The organism is Rhizobium sp. AB2/73 (assembly GCF_020871915.1).
Taxonomy (GTDB): Bacteria; Pseudomonadota; Alphaproteobacteria; order Rhizobiales; family Rhizobiaceae; genus Rhizobium; species Rhizobium dioscoreae.
The window spans coordinates 3,123,730-3,147,815 of the sequence record NZ_CP067071.1 but is presented as its reverse complement, the minus strand read 5'-3'; the positions used below and the strand labels follow the sequence as shown (position 1 = coordinate 3,147,815).

At 61.4% G+C, this 24,086-nt stretch carries 21 protein-coding genes; 10 read left to right on the top strand and 11 right to left on the bottom strand.

The features are described from left to right. Positions 1-61: 61 nt before the first annotated feature. Entirely contained in the window at positions 62-370 is a 309-nt protein-coding gene (locus tag I8E17_RS15525) for a hypothetical protein (protein ID WP_069611618.1), read from the bottom strand. A 385-nt stretch (positions 371-755) separates the two neighbouring features. Between I8E17_RS15525 and I8E17_RS15520 the strand changes: the two genes are divergently transcribed. From I8E17_RS15520 to I8E17_RS15510, 3 genes are all read left to right on the top strand, one after another. Continuing rightward, on the top strand, positions 756-1,769 hold the full coding sequence (locus tag I8E17_RS15520) for an ABC transporter substrate-binding protein (protein ID WP_069611619.1): 1,014 nt from the start codon (positions 756-758) through the stop codon (positions 1,767-1,769). 120 nt (positions 1,770-1,889) lie between these two features. Continuing rightward, entirely contained in the window at positions 1,890-2,708 is an 819-nt protein-coding gene (locus I8E17_RS15515; RefSeq protein ID WP_069611620.1) for an ABC transporter ATP-binding protein, read from the top strand. Positions 2,709-2,721: 13 nt separating this feature from the next. Further along, the gene (locus I8E17_RS15510; RefSeq protein ID WP_069611621.1) at positions 2,722-3,603 is read left to right on the top strand and encodes an ABC transporter permease; all 882 of its coding nucleotides are present in this window, start codon (positions 2,722-2,724) and stop codon (positions 3,601-3,603) included. Between the two features lie 356 nt (positions 3,604-3,959). Here the strand turns inward: I8E17_RS15510 and I8E17_RS15505 are convergent, their stop codons facing one another. The 4 genes from I8E17_RS15505 to I8E17_RS15490 all read right to left on the bottom strand — a co-directional run bounded on the left by I8E17_RS15505 (position 3,960) and on the right by I8E17_RS15490 (position 9,412). Further along, a complete protein-coding gene (locus I8E17_RS15505) occupies positions 3,960-5,375 on the bottom strand; it encodes a sensor histidine kinase (protein WP_069611623.1) in 1,416 nt (471 codons plus the stop codon). Continuing rightward, the gene (locus I8E17_RS15500) at positions 5,365-6,033 is read right to left on the bottom strand and encodes a response regulator (RefSeq protein WP_069611659.1); all 669 of its coding nucleotides are present in this window, start codon (positions 6,031-6,033) and stop codon (positions 5,365-5,367) included. Before I8E17_RS15500 ends, I8E17_RS15505 begins: the two co-directional genes overlap by 11 nt. A 63-nt stretch (positions 6,034-6,096) precedes the next feature. Beyond that, positions 6,097-7,887 (bottom strand): alpha/beta fold hydrolase, encoded by a 1,791-nt coding sequence (locus I8E17_RS15495; RefSeq protein WP_069611624.1) that lies wholly within the window; start codon positions 7,885-7,887, stop codon positions 6,097-6,099. Between the two features lie 10 nt (positions 7,888-7,897). Continuing rightward, the gene (locus I8E17_RS15490) at positions 7,898-9,412 is read right to left on the bottom strand and encodes a polysaccharide biosynthesis C-terminal domain-containing protein (RefSeq protein ID WP_069611625.1); all 1,515 of its coding nucleotides are present in this window, start codon (positions 9,410-9,412) and stop codon (positions 7,898-7,900) included. 187 nt (positions 9,413-9,599) lie between these two features. On the opposite strand from I8E17_RS15490, the gene I8E17_RS15485 reads away from it, so the two are divergent. Continuing rightward, positions 9,600-10,454, top strand: coding sequence for a glycosyltransferase family A protein (locus I8E17_RS15485; protein ID WP_069611626.1), 855 nt, complete (start codon positions 9,600-9,602; stop codon positions 10,452-10,454). On the opposite strand, the gene I8E17_RS15480 is transcribed toward I8E17_RS15485, so the two are convergent. Both I8E17_RS15480 and I8E17_RS15475 read right to left on the bottom strand, forming a co-directional pair. After that, positions 10,421-11,623: a glycosyltransferase family 4 protein gene (locus tag I8E17_RS15480; RefSeq protein WP_069611627.1), complete on the bottom strand. Its 1,203-nt coding sequence runs from the start codon at positions 11,621-11,623 to the stop codon at positions 10,421-10,423. The two genes, I8E17_RS15485 and I8E17_RS15480, sit on opposite strands and share 34 nt — an antisense overlap. A 451-nt stretch (positions 11,624-12,074) precedes the next feature. Next, positions 12,075-12,311 carry an Lrp/AsnC ligand binding domain-containing protein gene (locus I8E17_RS15475; protein WP_069614817.1) on the bottom strand — a complete coding sequence of 79 codons (237 nt, stop codon included), beginning with the start codon at positions 12,309-12,311 and terminating at the stop codon, positions 12,075-12,077. Positions 12,312-12,517: 206 nt separating this feature from the next. Here I8E17_RS15475 and I8E17_RS15470 point away from each other — a divergent pair, with 206 nt between their 5' ends. From I8E17_RS15470 to I8E17_RS15460, 3 genes are all read left to right on the top strand, one after another. Beyond that, the gene (locus tag I8E17_RS15470; RefSeq protein ID WP_069614816.1) at positions 12,518-13,801 is read left to right on the top strand and encodes an FAD-binding oxidoreductase; all 1,284 of its coding nucleotides are present in this window, start codon (positions 12,518-12,520) and stop codon (positions 13,799-13,801) included. A gap of 37 nt (positions 13,802-13,838) precedes the next feature. Beyond that, on the top strand, positions 13,839-15,374 hold the full coding sequence (locus I8E17_RS15465) for an aldehyde dehydrogenase family protein (RefSeq protein ID WP_069614815.1): 1,536 nt from the start codon (positions 13,839-13,841) through the stop codon (positions 15,372-15,374). Between the two features lie 84 nt (positions 15,375-15,458). Then, positions 15,459-16,448 carry an Ldh family oxidoreductase gene (locus I8E17_RS15460; protein WP_069614814.1) on the top strand — a complete coding sequence of 330 codons (990 nt, stop codon included), beginning with the start codon at positions 15,459-15,461 and terminating at the stop codon, positions 16,446-16,448. 348 nt (positions 16,449-16,796) lie between these two features. Here the strand turns inward: I8E17_RS15460 and I8E17_RS15455 are convergent, their stop codons facing one another. From I8E17_RS15455 to I8E17_RS15440, 4 genes are all read right to left on the bottom strand, one after another. Next, positions 16,797-18,113, bottom strand: coding sequence for a glucoamylase family protein (locus I8E17_RS15455; protein ID WP_069614813.1), 1,317 nt, complete (start codon positions 18,111-18,113; stop codon positions 16,797-16,799). 279 nt (positions 18,114-18,392) lie between these two features. Continuing rightward, positions 18,393-18,956, bottom strand: coding sequence for a TetR/AcrR family transcriptional regulator (locus I8E17_RS15450; protein WP_083258283.1), 564 nt, complete (start codon positions 18,954-18,956; stop codon positions 18,393-18,395). A 1-nt stretch (position 18,957) separates the two neighbouring features. Next, complete coding sequence (locus tag I8E17_RS15445) at positions 18,958-19,422, bottom strand: nuclear transport factor 2 family protein (RefSeq protein WP_069614812.1); 465 nt, start codon at positions 19,420-19,422, stop codon at positions 18,958-18,960. A gap of 83 nt (positions 19,423-19,505) precedes the next feature. After that, complete coding sequence (locus I8E17_RS15440; protein ID WP_069614811.1) at positions 19,506-20,369, bottom strand: DMT family transporter; 864 nt, start codon at positions 20,367-20,369, stop codon at positions 19,506-19,508. Positions 20,370-20,477: 108 nt separating this feature from the next. Between I8E17_RS15440 and I8E17_RS15435 the strand changes: the two genes are divergently transcribed. From I8E17_RS15435 to I8E17_RS15425, 3 genes are all read left to right on the top strand, one after another. Continuing rightward, positions 20,478-21,887 (top strand): PLP-dependent aminotransferase family protein, encoded by a 1,410-nt coding sequence (locus tag I8E17_RS15435; protein WP_069614810.1) that lies wholly within the window; start codon positions 20,478-20,480, stop codon positions 21,885-21,887. Positions 21,888-22,048: 161 nt separating this feature from the next. Further along, complete coding sequence (locus I8E17_RS15430) at positions 22,049-22,705, top strand: response regulator transcription factor (RefSeq protein ID WP_069614823.1); 657 nt, start codon at positions 22,049-22,051, stop codon at positions 22,703-22,705. Continuing rightward, positions 22,702-24,078 (top strand): HAMP domain-containing sensor histidine kinase, encoded by a 1,377-nt coding sequence (locus tag I8E17_RS15425; RefSeq protein ID WP_069614809.1) that lies wholly within the window; start codon positions 22,702-22,704, stop codon positions 24,076-24,078. The genes I8E17_RS15430 and I8E17_RS15425 overlap by 4 nt, the downstream gene beginning before the upstream one ends. Positions 24,079-24,086: the final 8 nt, after the last annotated feature.

Sequence of the window (24,086 nt, the reverse complement as noted above, 5' to 3'; positions counted from 1 at the left end):
TCTTTTTCTATTAAGTTTTGTAACTCCGTACACGCATAAACCGCAGAAAAGCCGATTCGCGTCAATGCGGATTGAAGACCGAGGACGGCTTGCAATTATAGACAGGGCAGGCCGGGTTATCCTTCGTCGGCACGTAGGTGCGGCTGGCATAGTCGGAGATGTCGCATTGCCCGCGGCCAGCCACATAGCGGTCGTAGAGAACGGGGCCGCCACGGGACGATGGATAGCGCAATATCACCGCGCCTTCGGCGGCAATCAGTTGCTGCACCGATGCGCAACTCTTGCCGAGCGACTCATAGCGGGAAATTGCCGATGCCGGCCCGGCTATCGCCATCACCGTCAGAATAAGGGCTGCGGCAATGATCCTCATCGATGGTTCCTCCCAGCGAAAGCGCTCGATCTAAAATAGTCGCGATACGGGAAATGCCAAGATGCAATGACGCTTCCCGTTGTACGGAAATCCCTTGCCGTGCTTTCCGAATTCTCCAAGAATGTGCAGGGCAAGTCGATCTTCTGTCGAAGACCTATACGACCGAGTTCGTCAAGAACGCCGAATAGGGCGCAGTGGCGTTTCCGGCGCCGGCGGCATAGTCGAGCCGCCGGCATCCGCGCTCATAAAATTGCAATGTTCCCCCGCAGGGTTGCGCATTGAAAGCTGACTGAAAGGTTACTCGCGCTAGTCTCGCGGAGCTTCGTGGAGGAAGCGCCTTTCCAGAGCGTCTTTTGGCGCAAGAATAAAACAGGAGGAGACATTGATGCGTCCATCGCGCACCTTTTTTCATACCGTAGCCCTTTCCCTCGTCATGACAGCTGCTTCGCTTGCAGCCACGGCGGCCAATGCTGCCGACAAGATTTCCATCATGGTGGGCGGCTACGAAAAGCAGATCTATCTGCCGGCCAAGCTCGCCGAATCCCTCGGCTACTTCAAGGATGAAGGCCTCGAGGTCGAGCTTCTCAACGAATCCGCCGGCGTCGACGCCGAAAACCAGCTGTTGGCGGGCGCCGTTCAGGGCGTCGTCGGTTTCTACGATCACTGCGTCGACCTGCAGGCCAAGGGCAAGTTCATCAAGTCCGTCGTGCAGTTCAGCCAGGCACCGGGCGAAGTCGAGTTGGTTTCGGCCAAATATCCGGATATCAAGTCCTTCGCCGACCTCAAGGGCAAGCGCGCCGGCGTGACCGGCCTCGGCTCGTCAACCAATTTCCTGACACTTTACATGGCATCGAAGGCGGGCCTCTCCCCGGCTGACATCACGCCTGTGCCGGTCGGCGCCGGCCAGACCTTCATCGCCGCCATGCAGCAGGATGCCATCCAGGTGGGCATGACCACCGAGCCGACGATCTCGCGCCTGCTGAAGACCGGCGAAGCCAAGATCCTCGTCGATCTGCGCACGCTGAAGGGCACCGAGGAAGCGCTCGGCGGTACCTATCCGGCCGCATCGCTCTATATGGATGCCGCATGGGTCGATGCCCATAAGGAAGAAGTGCAGAAGCTTGCGAACGCCTTCGTCAAGACGCTGCGCTTCATCCATACCCATTCCGCCGCTGAAATTGCCGAAAAGATGCCGAAGGACTTCTACGTCGGCGACAAGGAAGGCTACATCAAGGCTCTCGACGCCGGCAAGGAAATGTTCACGGCCGACGGCGTGATGCCGGAAGATGGTCCGAAGACGGTTCTCGCCGTGCTCTCGCAGTTCTCCAAGAACGTCAAGGGCAAGACGATCGACCTGTCGAAGACCTACACGACGGAGTTCGTGAAGAACGTCAAGTAAGCAGTCTTTGCGCCGCTTCCGGTCGTTTTCAGACAGGTTCCGGAAGCGGCGGTTCAAGAGACTTCGCAGTTCACCGGGCTTTGCGTGCACGCCCTAAAGGCACGCGTCAGGATCAGCACCATGCAACAGGATGAACGCCGTACCCCGGCGATCGAACTCATCAATGTCAGCCGCCGTTTCGTATCGCCGACCGGCAAGTCGCTGACCGCACTGCGCGATTTCAACATGACCGTCGAGCGCGGCGAATTCGTCGCCGTTGTCGGGCCGACGGGCTGCGGCAAGTCGACGACGCTCAATCTCGTCACGGGCCTTGCCAAGCCGAGCGCCGGCGAAGTCCGCCTGATGGGCGGCCCGGTCGACGGTATCGACCGGCGCGTCGGTTTCGCCTTCCAGACAGATGCGCTCTTCCCCTGGCAGAATGTCATCGAAAACGTCATGGCCGGCCCGCTGTTCCGCGGCAAGTCTAAGGCCGAAGCTGAGAAGATGGCTAAGGATTGGCTTGCCCGCGTCGGCCTTTCCAAGTTCCTGCATCACTATCCGCATCAGCTGTCGGGCGGCATGCGCAAGCGCGTGTCGCTGGCGCAGACCTTCATCAACGAGCCGGAAATCCTGCTGATGGACGAGCCTTTCTCGGCGCTCGACGTGCAGACGCGCACGGTCATGCACGAGGAGCTGCTGAAGCTCTGGGCCGAGCGCCAGGCCTCGGTCGTCTTCGTCACGCATGATCTCGAAGAGGCCGTCGCGCTCGCCGACAAGGTTTACGTGCTGACAGCCGGGCCGGCGACAGTGAAATCGGTCTACACGATCGACCTGCCGCGCCCGCGCGTCGTCGCGGAAATCCGCTACGAGCAGAACTTCATCGATTATTGCAAGACGATCTGGGACGACCTGCGCGAAGAGGTCGAAACCAGCTATCGCCGTGCCGCGGAAGCGGCATAAGGGAGGATTGACCATGGCAAATACAGCTCTCGAAGCAGGCAATGCCCCGATCTTCCGCGCCGGCACCTCGGACGCGGAAATCGAAGCCGCAGCGCTGAAGGCGCTCGCTCGTCGCAAGTATGTCGTCAAGGCATGGCAGATCGGCATTCTGCTTGCCATCCTCGGCCTCTGGCAGCTTGCCTCCGACCTGCACTGGATCGATCCGTTCTTCTATTCTAGCCCCTATGGCATCGCGCTGCGCCTCTGGGAGTGGATCGTCGACGGTACCGAGAGCGGCTCGCTCTGGTATCACCTCGGCGTCACCATGGAAGAAGCGCTGATCGGCTTTATCATCGGCTCGGTGACCGGCGTTCTCGTCGGCGTCGCCCTCGGCCGCAACAAGCTCGCCTCCGATATCCTGTCGATCTACATCAAGGCCATCAACTCGATCCCGCGCGTCGTTCTCGCGCCGATCTTCGTGATGATCATGGGTCTCGGCCTGGCGTCGAAGGTGGCGCTCGCCTTCATCATGGTGTTCTTCGTCGTATTCGCCAATGCCTTTCAGGGTGTTCGTGAAGCCGACCGCAACATGATCGCCAATGCCCGCATTCTCGGCGCTTCGAACTGGCGGGTCACCCGCAACGTCATCCTGCCCTCGGCGATGAGCTGGATTTTTGCAAGCCTGCACATTTCCTTCTCTTTCGCCATCATCGGCGCGATCGTCGGCGAGTTCGTCGGGTCGCTGGCCGGTATCGGCTACCTGATCTCGATCGCCAAGGGCACCTATGACGCAGCCGGCCTCTATGCCGCGATCATCCTGGTGATGATCGTCACGCTCGGCGCCGAATATGTGATGACGCTCATCGAAAACCGCATCACCCGCTGGCGTCCGCAGCAGAGCCTCGACACGCATTAAGGGTCGATTTTCTGGCACCTCCCAAGGCCAGGGCCGGGCGTTTCGCCCGGCCTTTTTGTTGTGCCGACGTAGCGACTCCTTCTCCCCGCTTGCGGCAGGGCTATCGCATATGGAGGCGGGTGAGCACCATAAGCTTCTTCTCCCCTTGGAGAGAAGGTGGCCCGAAGGGTCGGATGAGGGGGTTATCGATTTGAATTCATGGATTTTGGTGGTCTTGGCGGACACTCCCTCATCCGCCTGGCGGCACCTTCTCGCCGCTGGGGAGAAGGAGGACGGCGGTGATCGCCGCTCATATGCAATACCCCTGCCGCTTGCGGGGAGAGGGGACTACCCCGCCATCAGCGCCGCCCGCACTTTCAAACAGCCGGCAGCCGCACGCTGACCAGCAGCCCGCCGCCGGGTGCGTCATCTAGCCTGACCGAGCCGCCCGCGCCATCGACGACTTCGCGGACGATGGCGAGGCCGAGGCCGCTGCCCTCCGGCTCGGTGCCCATGATGCGATAGAAGCGTTCGAAAACCTGGGTGCGTTCGGCTTCCGGGATGCCCGGCCCGTTGTCCTCCACCCATAACAGGGCCGTATCGCCTTCCCGACCGACGCCGACCGTCACGCGGCCACCCGGCTGCGTGTAGCGGAGCGCATTGTCGACGAGATTGACGAGCATTTCGCGCAGCATGGTGCCATCGCCCTCGACATGCGCCGCCGTCTCATCCGCCTCGAGTCCAAGATCGATATTGCGCCGCAGGGCTTCCTCGGCGAGCGTTTCCAGCACGCGCCGGGCCGTTTCCGCCAGATCAATCGTGTCGTTTCGCGGCCGGCGGCTGCCGGGCTCAGCGCGTGAAAGCGTCAGGAGCTGGCTGGCGAGCCGCGTCACTTGTCGCGTGCTGGACCGCAATGCCGTCAGCGCCTCGTCGCGCCTGATATTGTCGGTCTCGCGCGCAGCAAAGCTTGCCTGCGTCGAGATCAGGGCGAGCGGTGTCCGCAGCTGGTGAGCGGCATTCGAGACGAAGCGACGCTGTGCCGCCATCTGGTTCTGCACCCGCTCCATATGATCGTTCAGGGCGTGGACGAGCGGCCGAAGCTCGTTCTGCACCATGTGAGGGTCGAGCGGATCGAGGCGCTGGCGACCACGTTCGCGCACGGCGTCACGCAGGCGCAGCACGGGGGCAAGCCCGCGCTGCAGGCCGATGATGGTCACCAACCCGGCAAGCAGGACAAGCGCGAGCTGCTTGGTGAAATCGGACAGCCAAAGCCTGCGGCGCATGGCATACTGGCTGTTATGGGTAACGGCAACGGTGACGGAAATCGTGCTGTCCTGATCAAGGCCAACAACCGGGTGGCTCAGCATGAGTACGCGGACGCGGTCGGTCCGAAATGTCATGTCCTCGCCGCTAAAATCCCGCTTCGGCCGTGGCAGATCGGGAAAACCGGCGATGAGATTCCCCCACGCCGTGACCACCTGATAGAAGACGCGGTCGCCATAGCCGGTATCGAACATTTCAAGCGCTGCTGGAGGAATGTCGATCTGCACGGTGCCGCTCCCGTCGACATGGGTCGCTTCCGCGATGACGCGAGCGGAGGCGAGGAGCGTGCGGTCGGTGACAAGATCGGCCGTCGCATCGGCCGAACGGAAGCTTAAATAAAGGTTGATGCAGATCGCGCCGATCAGGGTCAATACGACCCAGGCAAACAGCTGCGCGCGCAGGCTCGTCGTCAGCGCGCGAAGGCTGCGGCCGACGATTCCCTTCGACGCGGGGGCTTCATCATTGCGCATGGCGAAGGAGGTAACCCAAGCCGCGCAGTGTCGCGATCTGCACTGAGCTGCCTTCGAGCTTCTTGCGGACGCGATGCACATAGATCTCGATGGCGCTGGTATCGGCGAGATCGTCGAAGCCGAAGACACTTCCGGAGAGTGTCGCCTTGGTGACGGTCGTGCCGGCTTTCATGATCAGATGTTCGAGCACCGCGTGCTCGCGCGGCGTCAGCGCCAGGGCCTCGCCGGCCAGAGAGAATTGCCGCGTGCCGCCATCGAATACCAGGTCGCCGACGGCGATCTCCGGAGCGGCGCGATCGTGGCCGCGGCGGACGGCCGCGCGTATGCGGGCTTCCAGCTCGGCAATCTCGAAAGGCTTGGCGAGGTAGTCGTCGGCGCCGCTGTCGAGGCCGGCGACCCGGCCGTCGAGACTGGCATTGGCTGTCAGGATGATGACCGGCACCTTGTTGCCGCTCTGGCGCAGCCGCTTGAGCAGCGTCAGCCCGTCCATTTTCGGCAGCGACAGATCGAGGATGACGATGGCATAGGCCGCCACTTTCAGCATGTGCTCGGCATCCTCGCCGTCATAGGCGATGTCGACGACATACTGTGCCTGACGCAGCGCCTTGCCGAGCCAGGACGCCAGTTCGCGGTTGTCTTCGACGATCAGGAGCCTCATGGGGCGACTATACAGCAAGCGTTGGATATGGCGAACATTTCCGGCGGTTTTCCAGCCGGTGGATCATCGGTTGGCGAGCCTTAGGCCCATCTCACGGACCTCCCTCAGATAGACCTTGCGCGCATAGGGCGGGGTCAGATTGTGGTCGGCTTCGGGAATGATGGTGAGGCGTATGTCCGGAAAATGCTTCAGACCCGCGCCGTTCTCGCCGAACTGGTCATGCAGATGATCGAGGCCGATATCATGGGCGCTGTAGATTAGGGACATGTCGACGCCGCGTTTGGCAAGCGTGCGGAAACCACCCAGCACAGGCCCCTGAGCCGCAGCGAAGATGGGGAACGCGCCGAGCAGGTGGCGAGCCGTTCGTATCGCCCGCCGTCCGAGCCCGGTCGCCATGTTGCATATGGCGCTCCTTGCATCGATCTGGCCGCCGAAGAGCCGCTTCAGCGTTTCCATCTGCAGGAGCTTGCGCCCATAAGTTTCGAGCGATCGGGGAGCGAAGCGCAGCGCTTCATCGACCGATCGGCTCTCGTCCCAATGGAAGCTGTAGGGATTGACCGTGATGAGGCCGCGGCAGCGCGCATCGCGTAACGCTGCCTGAAAGGCAAGATAGCCGCCGCTGCAACGCCCGACCACATAGGCCGGCAGCAGGCCCCGCTTCTCCAGAAAATCCAATGCCTCAATAACATCGAGATGCTGGTCGCGCGAATAGAGCACCTGCTGGGGTGCCCCGGAAAGCGGCGGGCTGTCGCCGACATTGGCGGTATCGAAACGCAGCGAGGCAATGCCGTCGCGGGCAAGCGCACGCGCCATGGTGACCGACATCCGGCCCCAGCCCGCATGTCGGTCATAGGCTGTCGTCAGGAGCAGTGCGGTCGCTCCCGTTCGGGCACCCTGCGGCTCGCAGAGAATGCCGAACAGTCGATTGTCCGCGCCGAAACGCAGCGGCGTCTCGCGGAAGCCTTCGCCGATGAGAGGTTCCGCGACCGGCGGCGTAAGGTCGGGCGATGCGATTTCAGTGGTGTTGCCGGCAATCGACCGCACCCATTCAGCTATTTTCCGGCGGGCCGCCGTCGGCATGGTGGCGATGGTCGGGTTCGAGACGAGATCGTCGTAACCGTCATAGGAGGCCTGCGTGACCCGGGGGCCGAGCGTTTCGAGATGACGCGCGAAATCGTCGTCTCCCGGGCGGCCCGGGCGTGTCAGTATCAAGCAATTCGGCGTGGCCAGTCGATCAAGCGTCATGAGGTTCAGCTTCCTGACCGCATCGGCGGCGCTATCGGGCATGCGCAGGCTGGCGACGGTGACGCCCTCGGTCTGACGCTGCGCTTCGGAAAGCCCCATGCTCTCATCGATCATCTTCGACCAGACGTTCAGTTCGCGAAGATAGGCGCGGCCCGAAATGACGGGTGCAAGAAAGGCGACGCCCTCAATGCCGTCAAGCCGTTCGGCGAGCGTGGCTGCAGTGGTTCCGCCAAGCCCCTGGCTGACGAGAATCAACCGCTCGCAGCCGGAAAGCGCCTTCAGCTTTGCCGCTGCCGCGAGAGCGGTTTCATGCCACGGCTCCAGACCTTCGCCTTCATCGGCCAAGTCAAGCGCATCACCCGTGCCGATATAATCGAAGCGGAGGCTGGCTATGCCGACATCGGCGAGATCTTCCGCCAGAATTCGCCAGAACTTGCGCACGCACATTTCCTCGAAGCCCCAGGGGCTGAGAAACAGGGCGGCGGTGTTGCATGAAGGTGCCATGGCCGATGTGAACAGGCCGACCGTTCCGGCGAAGGTTACCGGGGCTGCTGCCGATCTTGACTGCCTTCCTTTGTCTTTTTCCTCGGCGGCTCCCCAACCAGCCATGCTAATCTCCTCACATTCGGCGTGGGGCCAATAGGGCCAGAGCCTGAGTGGCAATCGGATTGATACGTGCAGGCAACCGCGTCGCGATCTTCTGCATGACCTCGATATCTTCGGCTGGAACGGCTTTCAGCATTCTGAGCGCAATGCCATAGGTCAGAGCGCCGGCGATGATGGCGCCCACGAGACCTGCGACACCGGTCAGCGCCTGAACGAAACCATAGGCTGCAACCGCGCACAGAATGGCAGCAACCGTGACTTTTGCAAGGTTGATGAGCATACTGCGCGTCGATCCTTCGAATTCCATGCGGCGTACCGTCATCAGACACAGGGCGACAAAGGCAAGCAGACGGACCAGCGCCGCACCCTCGCCTCCGAAAAAAGGTACGGCGATGACGCAGCCGATGACCATGATGACGCTGGCGATGACGCCGAGGACGGTGCGTTCGCGCACGCGATCCAGCGAATAAAGATATTGTGTGCAAATCTGCATGAAGACATAAGGCACCGCCGTCAGGGACAGCAGCGCCACCATGCCGCCGCTCGGCGCAAAGGCCGGGCCGAAGATCGTCACGACAAGCTCCGGCGAAATGGCGGCAAGTCCGAAGCTCATCGGCAGGGTGATATAGGCTATGCTGCGCGCCACGCCGGCAAAGACCTCGACCGGCAGCTTGTCCGATGCCCGGGCATGCATCTGTTCGGAATAATAGGGCAGAAGGCTGCCGCTTAACTGTACGGGCAGCTGCAGTGCGAGATTGGCGAGCGACAGGCCGACGGCATAAAAGCCGACCGCTTCGATGCCCCAGTAGCGCTGCAGGAAGACGAGTTCGATGCGATTGAGAAAAATCGAGCTGTTGATGAGTTCGATCGAGAGGATGAGCGACGAGCCGATGAGAGCGGAAAGGCCGACGCCGCAGCTGTTCTTGCGCGCGATTGCAATCCGGAGCGTCGCGATGAACATCGGCAGCTGCCCAATCGCATAGCCGGCGAGCGCGCCGCTGACGCCGAAGAAGATCGCTCCCGCAAGGACGGTAACAAGCTGCAGCGCCGAACTTATTATGGTGATGCGCAGGAACGCGCCGACTTGCTGCTCGCCGATCAGATAGTTCTTGCTGTAGGCGCCGAGCGACTGAAGAACGAAGAATACGCCAGTGATGACAACCACTTCAGATGCATCGCCCGCCCAATGCAGCCGCTCCGTATCCCAATAATAGGCGGCGTAGCCTGCAAGCAGGATCACGGTTGCGAGAATCGTCGGCTGCAGAAGATATGCGGCAAAACCAAGCCGTTCTTCGGTAGAATAGCCGTTCCCCTTCAGCTGGGGCAGAATGCGCAGCAGGGTAACGCCGGCGCCGAGCTCGGCGATCAGTGCTCCCGTCGTCGTCAGCCACAGGGAAAAGGCGATGATGCCGTTGGCCTCAGGCCCCAGCAGGCGCGCCGCTATGATCGAACATGCAAAGCCGGTCGCAAGCAGGGTCAATCCCGCCGCCGCGTTCAAAACCGAATTTGCCATTATGCTCTTCGTCATGAAGATAGACCGCTCCTCAAATTGCCGGAACCTACCGCACATGTCCGGCTTTTCGTGGGATAGCGTCAGCTCTATTTCATATGCCTTAATATTTAGGGTTTAATGCTGCGCTAAGTTCATTTTTTACTTCGGCTAATATTCTTTCTCTCTGATATTGGCCGCTCGAGGGCTTGTGCGGAGGGTTTCATTGTTCAGCCTTATCGTCTGCACGATCGATCGTTTCGATCAGCTGGAGCGGCTATTCCGTTCGCTGGTGGGGCAGAGTCATAAGGATTTCGAGGTCATCGTCGTCGATCAGAACCTCGACGACCGGCTGCACGAGCTTATCGACCGCTTTTCCCCCTCCTTCCTCATTCGTCACGTCCGTTCGCCGAAGGGACTTTCGCGGGCGCGCAACAAAGGCATGGCGGTTGCGGAGGGTGATTACGTCTGTTTTCCTGACGATGACTGCTGGTACGAGGCCGATACGCTTTCGACGGCCGCGACTTTGTTTGCCGAGCACCCCGACCTCGCGATCGTCACCGGCCGAACGCTTGATGCCCAAGGTCTTGCCTCCGTCAGCCCGACGGGTGAGACGCGGCTTGCCCTGACCCGCTGGAACTATCTGAAGTGCGGCAATTCCAACGGCATCTTCGTGCGCCGCGCGGCCCTGGTCGATATCGGAGGTTTCGACGAGGATCTCGGCGTCGGCTCGGAATCGCCGTTCCAGAGCGGCGAAGAGGCGGATTTCCTGCTGCGCGCGATTGGCGCCGGCAGACAAGCCGTGTTCTTTCCCGAGCTCATTGTCCATCACGATCAGGTCACGAGCGAATACGGGCCGCGGCAGGTGGAGCGTGCGCGCAAATATGGGCGCGGCTTCGGCGCGCTGATGCGCAAGCAGGCCTTTCCCTTGTATTATGTCAGCTATCGCCTGTTTCGTCCGGTCGCCGGCTGGCTGGCGGCGCTGGCGCGATTCAACCTTGATGCGGCCCGCTACAAGCGCGCCTGGCTGGTGGGTATTCTGGAAGGTTACGCCGCCTGGCCGCGCTGGCGCAGGAACTGAGGCGACTTGCCTTTCGGCGTCAGGGTTTCCGCATAGATATCCATATAGCGCTGGGCGACCTCGTCCCAGGCATAGGCGCGAGCATCGCGCAATAGCTCCTGTCGCAGGCTCAGGTCGTCGCCCTGTAGGCGCTCGAAGGCGGCGGTCAGCGCATCGGCGGCGGCTTCCGGATCGGAGAAATCCGAGAGCATGAGGGCCGGGTGGGTTTCGGCCATCGCCTTATAGGCCTCGTTGGCGTTCAGCACCGGCAGCAGGCCGGCGCTCATCGCTTCGATCGCCACCAGACCGAAGCCTTCGTACTCGGAGGCCGAGGCGAAGAGCGATGCGCGGGCGATGATGTTGCGAATCGAGCCTTCGTCGATCGAGACATGCAGCGCGACATTGCGCTCCAGATTGCGAACGGTAATTTCCTTTTCCAGCGTTGCCCGGTCGAGATCCGATTCGGCGCCGATAATGTCGAGATGCCAGTCCTCATGGCGGCCTGCCAGCACCTTCATGACGTCGAGCAGGTTATCGAGCCGCTTATTGACCGAGAAACGGCCTATGGTGACGATGCGGCGACGTGCTTCCAATGCGGCGCAATTGGAAAACTTGCCAACGTCGGCGCCGTTTTCGATCAAGTGGACGCGGCTGTTGGCGATCTGCGCAAAGAGCCGCGCGTCGGACTGGCTGCAGCAGATGAGAGAGGCATAACCGAGCGCGGAAAGCCGCGTTGCCGTGTTGAACCAGACCTTCTTGATGGCCGCATATTTCTGCGTGTGGAAGAAGCCGCCATGGGTGGTGGCGACCATGGGCCGTCCGTGCATCAGTTTGCCCCAGGCCAGCGCATCGAAGAAGAAATCGACGGCGTGGACATGAACGAGGTCGGCATCGGTCAGATGGCGAAAGACCTTGGGCGCCAGCGGGTATCGGCTAGAGCCGGACCAGGGAATGCGGACGATTTCGATGCCGTCGATGGTCTCGCTTTCGGCAAGTTCCCGGCCGGGATCGGAAAACAGGCTGTTGCAGGTGACGACGCGCACGCGATAGCCGCGGGAAACCAGCTGGCGGCACAGATTGGCAACGACGTCTTCAAGGCCTCCCTTGTTCGGCAGGAACTGGCGCACGACATGCACGATCAGTGGCCCGGCCTGCTTGTTTGCCTGAATATCCGCTACAGCCGATGTCATCGATCCACCCTCGACCCCTATGCCGCGCCATGCACCGGCAATCCGGCGCTGCAGGGCGCCGCCCGTTGATCAGTCGGCAAAAGCAGATCACCGGCCCGGTTAAAAAGGGTTTAATCGCTGCTGGGAAGCCAAGCGGTTTCGGACAAGAGGGTTAATGTCGGGCCGATTTGCGGAGTGGGAGGAGCTTGTCTGGTGGATGTGCGGTGGCGCGACACCATGATTGTCGGTTGCTCCTGTGACCTGCCCCTCATCCTAGCCCTCTCCCCGCAAGCGGCAGGGGTATCGCATGTGAGCGGAGATCGCCGCTGTCCTCTTTCTCCCCAGCGGGGAGAAGGAGCTTATGGTGCTCGTCCGCCTCCATATGCGATAGCCCTGCCTAAAAGGGGAGAGGGTGGGGGTGAGGGGCAATCCCGCGAATGTGACTTCAATTGCGACCCGAAATCCAAGCCTCTCAAAACGCTCGGAAGGTCAGCGTCGTCAGCGAACGGATGATGCCTGGGATGTTGGCGATGTGGTCGTTGATGAACTTGCCGATATCCTGCTCTTCGGCGATGTAGACCTTCATCAGCAGGTCGTAGTCGCCGCTGGTGGAATACAGTTCCGAAACCAGCTCCGTCTGGTAGATCGCATCGGCGACCTCATAGGTCTTGCCGGGGGCGCATTGGAGCTGAACGAAAATGGGCTTCATGAGAGTGTCCTGCTTCTGTCTGCCGCCGCCATAGCGGCCAGCTTTTCTCTATCATGGTCGAAAGCGCCTTCGCCATGCAAGTTTTTCTCCAGAGCCGATGATTTTTTGGCATCATGCCATGTCCATCGGATGTCGCTCTTGCCGCTTCCGCAATTTCGAGCATGGCGCTAGATTGGCGCCATTAGCTCTCTCGATGGATTGATTTCATGCTGAATGACCCGCGCTCCCACGGTCTTTGGGAAAAGACCGCTCCCCCACCGCCGGCAACGAAGCCGCTTTCGGGTGAAGTGTCCGCCGATGTCGTGGTGGTTGGCGGCGGCTATACCGGTCTTTCGACGGCGCTTCATCTGGCCGAGGCCGGCACCAGCGTCGTGCTGCTGGAAGCCAATGAGATCGGCTTCGGCGGCGCGGGGCGCAATGTCGGCCTCATCAATGCCGGCATGTGGGTGATGCCGGATGATCTGCCGGGTGAACTCGGCGCCGTCCATGGCGAACGGCTTCTCGATCTGCTCGGCAATGGCCCAAAGCTGGTCATGGAGCTGATCGACAAGCATGGCATCGCCTGCGAACTCGAGCGCAACGGCACGCTGCATTGCGCAGTCGGGCCGGAGGGGCTGAAGGAAATTGAGGAGCGGGCCCGGCAATGGGAAAAGCGCGGCGCGCCGGTCACGGTATTGGATGCGCGGGAGACGGAGCGCCGCGTCGGTAGTTCGGCCTACACCGGGGCGCTGCTCGACATGCGCGCCGGTACCCTGCAGCCGCTTGCCTATGCGCGCGGCCTTGCCCATGCCGTAGTGAAGGCTGGCGCTACCATTCACACCGGCAGCCGGGTGACATCAACCGAAAGAAGCGGCGCGAAATGGGTGGTTTCGACTGATGGCGGCAAGGTCAGCGCCGACTGGATCGTGGTGGCCACGGACGCCTATAGCACCGGCCCGTGGGAAAAGGTTCGGAACGAACAGGTGCATCTGCCCTATTTCAATTTCGCCACCGTCCCGCTTGGCGACAACTTGCGCAAATCCGTGCTGCCGGGGCGTGAAGGCGCCTGGGATACCAAGGAAGTGCTCTCGTCCTTCCGTATGGACCAGGCCGGACGGCTCGTATTCGGCAGCGTCGGCGCGCTGCGCAATACTGGCCTTGCCATTCACAAGAATTGGGCTCGGCGTTCGATCAGAAAACTCTTTCCGCAGTTGGGCGATATTCCTTTCGAATGCGAATGGTATGGCAAGATCGGCATGACCGACAACGCCTTGCCGCGCTTCCACAAGCTGGATCAGAATGTCGTCGGTTTCTCCGGTTATAACGGCCGTGGCATCGCGCCAGGCACCGTGTTCGGCAAGGTTCTGGCCAGCCACATTCTCGGACAGATTTCCGAGGCCGATCTGCCGCTGCCGGTGACCGATATCGTCGAGCCGAGCTTCAGGACGGCGAAGGAAATGTGGTACGAGGCTGGCGCCCAGGCCGCGCATTTCGTCGGCGCCAGAGTCTAAAAAATACTGAACCGGCATTACGGGAAGAGGAAACAAGATGACCGCGACATCAGATCTTGCTGCCGAAACCAAGGCGATACTGACGGAGCTTGGCGTCTCAGCCGATCGCTACACCGGCGGAACGCTTGCCGTTACCTCACCTGTGACCGGAGCAGAAATCGGCCGGCTGAAGGAGCATTCAACTGACGAGGCGAAGGCTGCGATCGCGGCGGCGCACGACGCGTTTCTGTCTTGGCGCAACGTGCCGGCGCCAAAGCGCGGTGAGCTGATCCGCCTGCTTGGCGAAGAGTTGCGCGCAGGCAAGGCGGCCCTTGGGCGTCTCGTCTCGATCGAAGTGGGCAAGATCACCTCCGAGGGCCTCGGCGAAGTGCAGGAGATGATCGATATTTGCGATTTCGCCGTCGGTCTTTCGCGTCAGCTTTATGGCCTCACCATCGCCACCGAGCGCTCCGAACACCGGATGATGGAAAGCTGGCATCCGCTGGGCGCGATAGGCATCATCTCGGCCTTCAATTTCCCCGTTGCTGTCTGGTCGTGGAATGCGGCGCTTGCCATCGTCTGCGGCAATTCCACCATCTGGAAACCCTCGGAGAAAACCCCGCTGACGGCGCTTGCCGTGCAGGCTCTGTTCGAAAAGGCGCTGGAGCGTTACCTCGCCGAGGGCGGCGAAGCGCCGGCCAACCTTTCGACATTACTGATCGGCGGCCGCGAGCTTGGCGAGTTGCTGGTCGATCATCCGCAGGTGCCGTTGGTCTCGGCAACCGGCTCGACGGCCATGGGCCGTGCGGTCGGCCCGCGTCTGGCTAGCCGTTTCGCCCGCGCCATCCTCGAGCTCGGCGGCAACAACGCCGCGATCGTATGCCCGACGGCCGATCTCGACCTCACCCTGCGCGGCGTCGCCTTTTCGGCGATGGGGACGGCAGGCCAGCGCTGCACGACGTTACGCCGCCTCTTCGTTCATGAAAGCGTCTATGACCAGCTCGTGCCGCGCCTGCAGAAGGCTTATGGTTCGGTCACGATAGGAAATCCGCTTGAAGCCGGTACTCTGGTTGGACCGCTGATCGATAAGCAGGCTTTCGACCGCATGCAGGCAACGCTTGAAGCTGCGAAGGCGGCCGGCGGCAAGGTGACCGGCGGTGAACGCATCGAAAGCGGCTCAGCCGATGCCTTCTATGTTCGACCGGCTCTCGTCGAAATGCCGGAACAGACGAGTCCCGTCGAGCAGGAAACCTTCGCGCCGATCCTCTATGTCATGAAGTACAGCGATTTCGACAAGGCGCTGGCGCTGCATAATGCTGTGCCGCAAGGCCTGTCTTCCTCGATCTTCACCAATGACATGAGGGAAGCCGAAACCTTCGTCTCAGCGCGCGGATCGGATTGCGGCATTGCCAACGTCAATCTTGGCCCCTCCGGTGCCGAGATTGGCGGCGCATTCGGCGGCGAGAAGGAAACGGGTGGCGGCCGCGAATCCGGTTCGGATGCCTGGAAGGCCTATATGCGCCGTACGACCAACACGATCAATTATGGCCGTACCCTGCCGCTTGCCCAGGGCGTCAGGTTCGACGTCGAGTAGCGCGAGAGCCTTGCTGCATTGCGATGGAGAGGATGAAGGCGTAGAAAGCCTTTGTCTTCCCATGTATTTTCAAGGTCTTGTCCCATGCATCTGTCGCTTGCCGAAGCCGAAACATTGGTCATGGAGGCTTTGCAGCGAAACAAGGTCAGTGCCGACAATGCCCGTTCCGTGGCTGTCGCGCTTGTCGCGGCGGAGGCTGCCGGGCAGGGTGGCCATGGTCTGCGCCGCGTCCCCGCCTATGCCGGCCAGGCCAAGGTCGGCAAGACCGACGGTTTTGCCAGGCCGCAGACGAGCCGGCCCTTTCCCGCCGTGCTGCGCATCGATGCCGGCAATGGCTATGCCTATCCCGCGCTCGATCTTGCCGTTGCCGAGCTTCCGGCCATCGCCCGCGAACAGGGGATTGCGCTTGCCGCCATCAGCCGCTCCCATCATGCCGGTGTCATGGGCCTGACGGTGGAGCGTTTTGCCGATCAGGGTCTGGTGGCGCTGATGGTCGCCAATGCGCCGGCCTCGATGGCGCCCTGGGGCGGCAAGACACCGGTTTTCGGCACCAATCCGATTGCTTTCGCTGCGCCGCTGCCCGGCGAGGAGCCTGTTGTCATCGACCTGGCACTGTCGAAGGTGGCGCGTGGCAAGGTGATGGCGGCGCGGCAACAGGGTGCCCCGATCCCGGCTGACTGGGCTTTCGACCGCGAGGGGAGGCCGACCACGGATGCCGAAGAGGCCTTGGCGGGCACCATGATCCCGGCCGGCGATGCCAAGGGTGCGGCACTTGCCCTCATGGTCGAAATTTTGGCCGCCGGCCTGACCGGTGCGAACTACGCCTTCGAGGCTTCCTCGCTCTTCGACGACAAAGGCGCTCCGCCGGCGCTCGGCCAAACGATCATCGCGATCAATCCGGCGGCGGCGAGTGCTGCCGATACGGCACAACGGCTGGCTTTGCTGGCGGGGGAGATCACCCGCGATCCGAATGTCCGCCTGCCGGGTCGGCGCGGGCAGAGTTCGCGGCGTCTTGCGCTGACGGCGGGGATTACTGTCGAGGACGAGGTGATCGCGGCGATCGAGAGGCTTTGAGGTGTCAAAGGCGTTGGTCGGGTGAGTGTGTATTTGCCGCGCTTTCAAACACGGCCCCTCACCCCAGCCCTCTCCCCGCAGGCGGGGCGAGGGAGTTATCGCGCAAAGCAGCGCGCTACACGGATGAGAGGCAAACAATTCCAGGAAAAGTGCGTAGCGGTTTTCCGTCCGGAATTGCGAGAGAACAAAGAGATGGAGCATTTCGCGATTCGAAGAAAAGCGAAACGGCTCTAGTTGGTCGGCTCCATCGTCCCCTCGCCCCGCTTGCGGGGAGAGGGCTAGGGTGAGGGGCCAGGCACATCGTCACGACATTGACGGAGACGCCTGACTGCCATCCTCGATCCGCTCTCACGCGAGGGCCGGCTTCTCGTCCAGCCAGCCGCCGGTGAAGCCGGCGCGTTCCAGGCCGGTGCGGAGGATCGGAGACCGCCGCATCAGGTTCCAGATCATGCCAGTGCGGGCGTTTTCGATCATCATGACCAGCAGGCCCTGGTCGATGGCGACGGAGCGGTCGTCCACCCATCCTTCCGGGCCGGGGCCTTTGACGCTCGGATTGAAGCCGCCGGGGAAACGGCCGTCGAGCAGGAGGTTGGGATAGGTCGAAAGCAGCGCCCGCGTGCCGTCGAGTGCGGCCTGGCGGTCGAAAGCGAGGCAGGACAGCGGTCCCCATGGGGCGATGGTGCCGTCGTCGGGACCGAGCGGGGCGCCGCGGGCGGCATAGCCGAAGACCTTCGGGGCATAGCGCAGGCTGTGCTTGGTGCCTGTCGGGTTCGGGCCGTCGCAGGCGGAAAGGCCCCAGATATCCTTCGTATAGCCGACGAAATGGCCGGGATTGCGCTCGGTATAATCGCGCTGCACCGATATCGCCGTTTGCGTATTGCGGAAATAATCGGTGTCCTTGTCGGCGACATGCTTGTCGCGGATGCCGCGAAAATCGATCCAGGCATGCGAGAAGAGGTGGATGAACAGCGGCCCGGCATAGAGGAAGGGCGTGTCCTTGAACATCATCCAGGTGTAGGTCGAGGCAAAGGCGTCGTAGCTTGATGGCGGGACGGGATGCGTGGGCGAGCCGAGCGCCAGCACATAGAGGAAGATCGCCTCGTCATAACCCTGGTAGCGCCAGCGCAGGAAACCGCTGGCCGGCTTCCAGCCCATGCTGATGGTCTGGCCCTTGTTCAAGGCCCAATGCCAGTCGCAGCGCTCATAGAGGAATTTCGCCTGCTTGCGGAGATCGCGCTCGACCTGGCTGTTTCCGGTGAAATAAGCGGCTGCGGTCAGCACGCCGAGCAGCAGCAGACCGGTGTCGATGGTCGAAAGCTCGCTGTTCCAGGCGCGGTTGCCGGTCTCCATATAGAGGAAGTGATAGTAGAAGCCGCGATGGCCGGTGGCGCCGCGTTCGGTGCCCTGCTGGCTGTCGGCGAAGAAATCGAGGGCGGCCAACACCCGTTTTGCGGCATCGGCACGGCTGATCCAGCCACGTTCGACGGCGACGGGATAGCTCGATAGCGCGAAGCCGACAGCGGCGATGCTGCAATGACTTGTTTTGATCGACGTATCCGCCACCAATCCGTTTTCCGGATTAGTATAGAGCATGAAATAGTCGAACGCCGAGCGTTGCAATCGGTCGATCAGCGCGTCGTCGGTTTCAGTTACTTGCTGCAGCATCTTCTATCCATCTCCTCGATGCTCCCATTCCCTGCTGAACATGGGAGCTTGGATAGTTGCAAATCAAACATGATTAACGATGACATACTTTTGTGGAGGATTCTTTAATATCAGTGGGTTGTTGAGGCGGTCATCCCCAACCCTGAGGGCTTGAAGATGCCTTTTCCAGGTGATTTTCGGCGATATCGCCAGCAGAAGCGCACAAATAGCGGTCGGCGCGAGCCTGTTCGACAAGGGGCGAAGCATTGGCTATGCGGTGATTCGTGTCGATCAAACGGTTTAGCCGAGCGCCGTTTCCAGCCGTCGCTTCAGCCGCGCCAAGGTTCTGCCAAACACTGCCTCATCTCCAAGAGCTCTGGCAAGGGTCAAAGCGCCCTGTATGCCGATGACGGCCTCTTCGGCGAGCATTTTCGCCTCCGTGCCTGGCGCGCCGGCCCTGAGCAAAGCGCCGGCAAGCGCTTCGATCCAGCGATGGAAATAGTCACGTATAGCGGTGGAAAAGCGATCGCGCGTTTCGTCGAGCGCGAAGGCGCCGATCAGGCAGACCCGGCGGCCGGAGCGGAAATAGCTGTCTGTCGTCGCCCACATACGGGCAATCGCTGACCGTGGCTCGCCCTCTTCCAGCGGCTTGAACATCTCCGTCACGAACCAGGCATCGATATTGGCCATGATCTCCGCCGCCATTTCTTCCTTGCCGCCCGGAAAGAAGTGATAGAGGCTGCCTTTCGACAATTTCGTGCGGGCGGTGATCTCGCTCATCGACGCACCTTCGTAGCCGAGTTCGCGGAAGACTTCGGCAACGAGGGCGATGGCATCGGATCTTTCGAAGACGGTACGCACCATCTTAAAGGCCGAGGTCGGAGAGGCCGGGATGATCGTCCGGACGGCGGCCGAGCGGCCAGTGGAATTTCCGGTCCTCTTCTCTGATCGGCATGTCGTTGATGGAGGCGAAACGGCGCTGCATCAGGCCATCGGCATCGAATTCCCAGTTCTCATTGCCGTATGAGCGGAACCAATGGCCGCTGTCATCATGCCATTCATAGGCAAAGCGCACGGCGATGCGATTGCCCTCGAAGGCCCAGAGTTCCTTGATCAGCCGATAGTCGAGTTCTTTTGCCCATTTGCGCGTCAGGAATTCAACGATCTCCTTGCGGCCGCGCGGAAATTCGGCGCGGTTCCGCCACTGGCTGTCTTCCGTATAGACCTTGGAGACGCGTTCCGGATCGCGGCTGTTCCAGCCATCCTCTGCCATGCGGACCTTGGCGATGGCGGTTTCGCGGGTGAAAGGCGGGACGAGTGGGGTCGGCATGATTGGCTCCTTCTAAACCGATTTGTCGTTAATAGACCGATCGGTTTAGAAGGTCAAGCGCCGTGATTTGCCAGGTGATGGACTCAATGGGCGAATTTTCGCGCTCCGGCGACGCAGGCGACGACGGCCAGGGTCACGACGAGCATCGACCAGCTGACGCTTTCCTTGAGGAGGGCTGCGGCAAGCGCAAAGCCGAAGAAGGGCTGCAGGAATTGCAGCTGGCCGACGGCTGCAATGCCGCCCTGGGCGAGCCCGCGATACCAGAAGATGAAACCGATCAGCATGCTGAAGAGCGAGACATAGATGAGGCCGAGCCAGGCAGGACCGCCGATGCCGTCAATGCTGTGCGGCATAGTCATGAAGCAGAGCGCGACGGTGACGGGCAGGGACAGGACCAGAGCCCAGCAGATGACCTGCCAGCCGCCCAGCCGGCGCGAGAGGACCGCACCTTCGGCATAGCCAAGGCCGCAGATGATCACGGCTGCAAGCATAAGGAGGTCGCCGACAGGCGAGGCCGATACGCCTTGCGCAAGCGCATAGCCGCAGACCAGCGTACTGCCGAGGATGGAGAATATCCAGAAGGCCGGGCGTGGCCGCTCGCCGCCGCGCATCACGCCGAAGATGGCGGTTGCCAGCGGCAGCAAGCCGATGAAGACAATGGAATGGGCTGATGTAACGTGCTTCAGCGCCAGTGCCGTCAAGAGCGGAAAGCCGACGACGCAGCCGAGGGCGACGATGACGAGCGAGGTGATATCGCCGCGGGTCGGGCGCTTTTCGCGAAAAGCGAATAGCAGGCCGAGGCCCAGGAGGCCGGCGATCGCGGCTCGGGCAACCGTCAGGAACAGAGGGTCGAAATCCATCACGGCCACCCGGGTCGCCGGCAGGGAGCCGCTGAAGATGACCACTCCCGTCAAACCATAGATCCATCCTGTCGTCGTCCTGTCCATCGCGCATGCTCCTTCTCGATCTTCGCGGTATCGACGCATTTGTCTGGCCAAGCCAGAGACGGTGCAGTACAATTGATAGGAACTGTTATGGTGTAAGGGGCAGTACGGATGGATGGCCTGTTGGTGGCAAGCGCGGGCGGCGGCACGCGCATCGAGGGGGTGATGGCTGCGATTTCCGACCGTATCGCCACTCGCAGCCTGATGCCGGGCGCGCGGCTTCCCTCTGTGCGCAGCTTCGCAAAGACGATGCAGGTGTCTGTTTCAACCGTGGTCGAGGCCTATGAGCGGCTTGCCGCAGAGGGCACGATCCGTTCACGGCCGGGTGCCGGATTTTATGTCTGCGGCCCGCTGCCGCCGCTTTCCTTGTCCGAGACCGGAGCAAGATCGGATCGCAACGTCGATCCGCTGTGGATTTCCAGGCAATCGCTGGAGGTGGGAGACGATGTCCTGAAGCCCGGCTGCGGCTGGCTTCCACCCTCCTGGCTGCCGCAGGCGGCGTTGCGCCGGGCGATGCGAACGCTGGCGCGTGGAGACATGGGAGCGCTTGCCAATTACGGGACGCCGCTAGGCCTGCCGCCGCTGCGGCAGTTGCTCGCCCGGCGCCTTGGCGAACATGGTATCACGGTGTCGCCGGATCAGATCCTGCTGACGGAATCCGGCACGCAGGCGATCGATCTTCTCTGCCGTTTCCTGATCGAGCCCGGCGATACCGTGCTCGTGGACGATCCCTGCTATTTCAATTTTCATGCGCTCCTGCGGGCGCATCGTGCCAATGTCGTCTCCGTACCCTTCACGCCCACGGGGCCGGATGTCGAGCTGTTCGGGCAGATCCTCGACCGGCACAAACCACGGCTCTACATCACCAATTCAGCCATTCACAATCCGACGGGTGCGACGCTCTCGCCCATGACGGCACACCGGCTGCTGAAGCTGGCGGATGCTGCCGGGCTGACGATCATCGAGGACGATATCTTCGCCGATTTCGAGGATGTTCCGGCGCCGCGTCTCGCTGCCTATGACGGGCTCGACCGGGTGATCCATATCGGCAGCTTTTCGAAGACGCTTTCGGCCTCGGTGCGCTGCGGCTTCATTGCGGCGCGGCGGGATTGGATCGACGGGCTCGTCGATCTCAAGGTTGCCAGCAGCTTCAGCTGCGGGCAATTATCGGCCGAGCTTGTCCATCTCGCGCTGAAGGACGGCAGCTATCGTCGGCATGTCGAGGCCCTGCGGGTACGGCTTGCCAAGACCATGGCGGAGGTGTCGACGCGGCTGGAGGCGATCGGCATCGTGCCTTGGCTGAAGCCCCGGGCCGGGATGTTTCTATGGTGCCGGCTGCCGGAAGGGCTCGATGCCGCCGATGTCGCGCGTGCCTGCCTTGCCGAAGGCATCGTCCTTGCGCCCGGAAATGTTTTCAGCCTCTCGGATACGGCCGGACGCTTCATGCGCTTCAATGTCGCGCAGTCGACCGATCCCCGGATTTTCGAGGGGCTGGAGGCCTCCATGCGCAAACTGAGATAGTATTTTCCGCCAGTGAATTGCGGAGCGTTTTCGGCCTGTTCGGAAGATGCAGGACGCCCCCGCTCTTGCCAGGCGGAAACGATCCGTCATAGCTTTGCCACATCGCCGCTCCAATTGCGGCCGATATCGGCTATGAAATATTCGGCTAAATGAGGTTGGTCGTGCGCGTTCTGCTTGTTGAAGACGACAATATCCTCGGATCATCGCTGAAGAAGGCACTGGAAAAGCACGCTTACGGCGTCGACTGGATGCGCGACGGCGAATCCGGCCTCGAGGCGGCGGCGCATTCCCATTTCGCGGCGATCGTGCTCGATATCAATCTGCCGCAGCTGAGCGGCATGGAGGTGTTGCGGCGCATCCGCCAGCGGGGAAATTCCGTGCCCGTGCTGCTGCTGACGGCGATGGATTCCGTGCGCCAGAAGGTGGAAGGCCTCGACGAAGGCGCCGACGACTATCTGGTCAAGCCCTTCGATCTCGACGAGCTGCTGGCGCGGCTGCGCGCGCTCATCCGCCGGCGCGACGGGCGGACCGAAAGCGTCATCCGCTGCGGCGACGTGGAAGTCGACCCCTCTGCCATGGTGGCGCGCAAGGGCAATGTGCAGGTCCATACCACGGCGAAGGAATTCCATCTCCTGAAGCTGCTGATGGAGCGCAGCGGCCGGTACGTGACGAAGAACGATATCGAATATGCGCTCTATGACGCGGAAAACACCGTCGAGAGCAATACGATCGAAGTGACGATCTACAATCTGCGCAAGAAGCTCGGCACGGATTTCATCAAGTCGATCCGCGGCGTCGGTTACATGATCGAGCGATGAACAATTCAACGCTTACCCGCAAGCTGTTTCTGCGCATCGCGCCTGTCGTCGTGGTGACGATCGTCGTGATCGCGGCTTTCGCCTTCAACAGCGCGACGCGGGAGATCAACAATATCTACGATGCCCAGCTCATCGACGATGCGAATGTGATCTGGAGCCTGTTGCGCCGCCCGCTGGAGAAGAATCCGGACCATGACGCCAAGCAGATCGACGATATCGACTTCAACATGGACAATCAGCTGGCCTTCAACGAAGACGCTGATGACTATGCCGATGCGCACATGTTCCGCGCCTGGGTTGATGGCAAGATCCGCTTCTACAGCAGCACCGCCTTCCTTTCTGACGTACCGCAGCAGAAGGTCGGCTTCACCACGCTGACCTATGGCGGAGACGAGTGGCGCGTCTATTCCCTGCCGATCCCGAACACGACCATCGTGATCGAGCTTGGCGAAAAGATCGCGCTTCGCGAAACGCTCGTTTCCAATATCTTGCTCAATCTGTTCTTCCCGCTGCTGATGCTGGTGCCGGTCATCGGCTTTCTCATCTGGCTCGGCATCAATAGCGGTCTGCGCACCATTCACGGGCTGGTGCGTCAGATCCGCACGCGATCGCCCGATGATCTCTCGGCTATTCCCGTCGAAGAGCTGCCGCGAGATCTGCTGCCGCTTGGCCGGTCGATCAACCAACTGCTGGAAAAGCTCGCCCAGTCGCTGACGCTGGAGCGGCGTTTCTCCGACCTTGCCGCGCATCAGCTGCGCACACCCCAGGCGAGCGTGAAGCTGCTTTTGCGAATGCTCGAAAACAGCGATAGCGATCAGGAGCGGCAGGCGATCATTTCCGATCTCGTGGCCAGCAACAACCGCACCATCCATCTGATCGAGCAGCTGCTGCGGCTCGCCAGGGTCAGCCACCATCCCCTTAATCTGACATCCGTGCCGCTCTATCACTGGATGGCTTCGCTCATTGCCGAATTCGGCAATATCATTACCAGTCGCAAACTGGACGTCGTGCTGGAAGGAGATGAAGCGATCCAGGTTAGAACCGATGAGGCCCTCCTGCGCATGCTGGTCACCAACCTGCTCGACAATGCAATCAAATACACGCCTGTCGGAGGGGAAATAAAGGTTTCCATCGCGTCGGAAGATGGGTTTGCCTGCATTTCGATCAGCGACAGCGGCCCCGGCATTCCGCCGCGTGAAAGGGAGGCGGTGTTCCAGCGCTTTTACCGCCTCCATACGCTTCACACCGAAGGGGCCGGACTTGGGCTCGCAATCGTCGCGGATACTGCCGACCGTCTTTCGGCAACCGTCAATCTCTCCAGTTCACGTCTGGGTAGCGGTCTGCAGGTCGATTTGAGATTGCCGCTCAGCTAAAAATCACC

Excerpts from the sequence above, each read along its gene's own strand:
- I8E17_RS15455 (WP_069614813.1), bottom strand. The coding sequence starts at position 18,113 with ATGCTGCAGCAAGTAACTGAAACCGACGACGCGCTGATCGACCGATTG.
- I8E17_RS15505 (WP_069611623.1), bottom strand. The coding sequence starts at position 5,375 with ATGCGCAATGATGAAGCCCCCGCGTCGAAGGGAATCGTCGGCCGCAGC.
- I8E17_RS15515 (WP_069611620.1), top strand. The coding sequence starts at position 1,890 with ATGCAACAGGATGAACGCCGTACCCCGGCGATCGAACTCATCAATGTC.
- I8E17_RS15425 (WP_069614809.1), top strand. The coding sequence starts at position 22,702 with ATGAACAATTCAACGCTTACCCGCAAGCTGTTTCTGCGCATCGCGCCT.
- I8E17_RS15475 (WP_069614817.1), bottom strand. The coding sequence starts at position 12,311 with ATGAAGCCCATTTTCGTTCAGCTCCAATGCGCCCCCGGCAAGACCTAT.
- I8E17_RS15490 (WP_069611625.1), bottom strand. The coding sequence starts at position 9,412 with ATGACGAAGAGCATAATGGCAAATTCGGTTTTGAACGCGGCGGCGGGA.
- I8E17_RS15520 (WP_069611619.1), top strand. The coding sequence starts at position 756 with ATGCGTCCATCGCGCACCTTTTTTCATACCGTAGCCCTTTCCCTCGTC.
- I8E17_RS15470 (WP_069614816.1), top strand. The coding sequence starts at position 12,518 with ATGCTGAATGACCCGCGCTCCCACGGTCTTTGGGAAAAGACCGCTCCC.
- I8E17_RS15450 (WP_083258283.1), bottom strand. The coding sequence starts at position 18,956 with ATGGTGCGTACCGTCTTCGAAAGATCCGATGCCATCGCCCTCGTTGCC.
- I8E17_RS15500 (WP_069611659.1), bottom strand. The coding sequence starts at position 6,033 with ATGAGGCTCCTGATCGTCGAAGACAACCGCGAACTGGCGTCCTGGCTC.
- I8E17_RS15510 (WP_069611621.1), top strand. The coding sequence starts at position 2,722 with ATGGCAAATACAGCTCTCGAAGCAGGCAATGCCCCGATCTTCCGCGCC.
- I8E17_RS15495 (WP_069611624.1), bottom strand. The coding sequence starts at position 7,887 with ATGGCTGGTTGGGGAGCCGCCGAGGAAAAAGACAAAGGAAGGCAGTCA.
- I8E17_RS15465 (WP_069614815.1), top strand. The coding sequence starts at position 13,839 with ATGACCGCGACATCAGATCTTGCTGCCGAAACCAAGGCGATACTGACG.
- I8E17_RS15435 (WP_069614810.1), top strand. The coding sequence starts at position 20,478 with ATGGATGGCCTGTTGGTGGCAAGCGCGGGCGGCGGCACGCGCATCGAG.
- I8E17_RS15440 (WP_069614811.1), bottom strand. The coding sequence starts at position 20,369 with ATGGACAGGACGACGACAGGATGGATCTATGGTTTGACGGGAGTGGTC.
- I8E17_RS15525 (WP_069611618.1), bottom strand. The coding sequence starts at position 370 with ATGAGGATCATTGCCGCAGCCCTTATTCTGACGGTGATGGCGATAGCC.
- I8E17_RS15460 (WP_069614814.1), top strand. The coding sequence starts at position 15,459 with ATGCATCTGTCGCTTGCCGAAGCCGAAACATTGGTCATGGAGGCTTTG.
- I8E17_RS15480 (WP_069611627.1), bottom strand. The coding sequence starts at position 11,623 with ATGACATCGGCTGTAGCGGATATTCAGGCAAACAAGCAGGCCGGGCCA.
- I8E17_RS15445 (WP_069614812.1), bottom strand. The coding sequence starts at position 19,422 with ATGCCGACCCCACTCGTCCCGCCTTTCACCCGCGAAACCGCCATCGCC.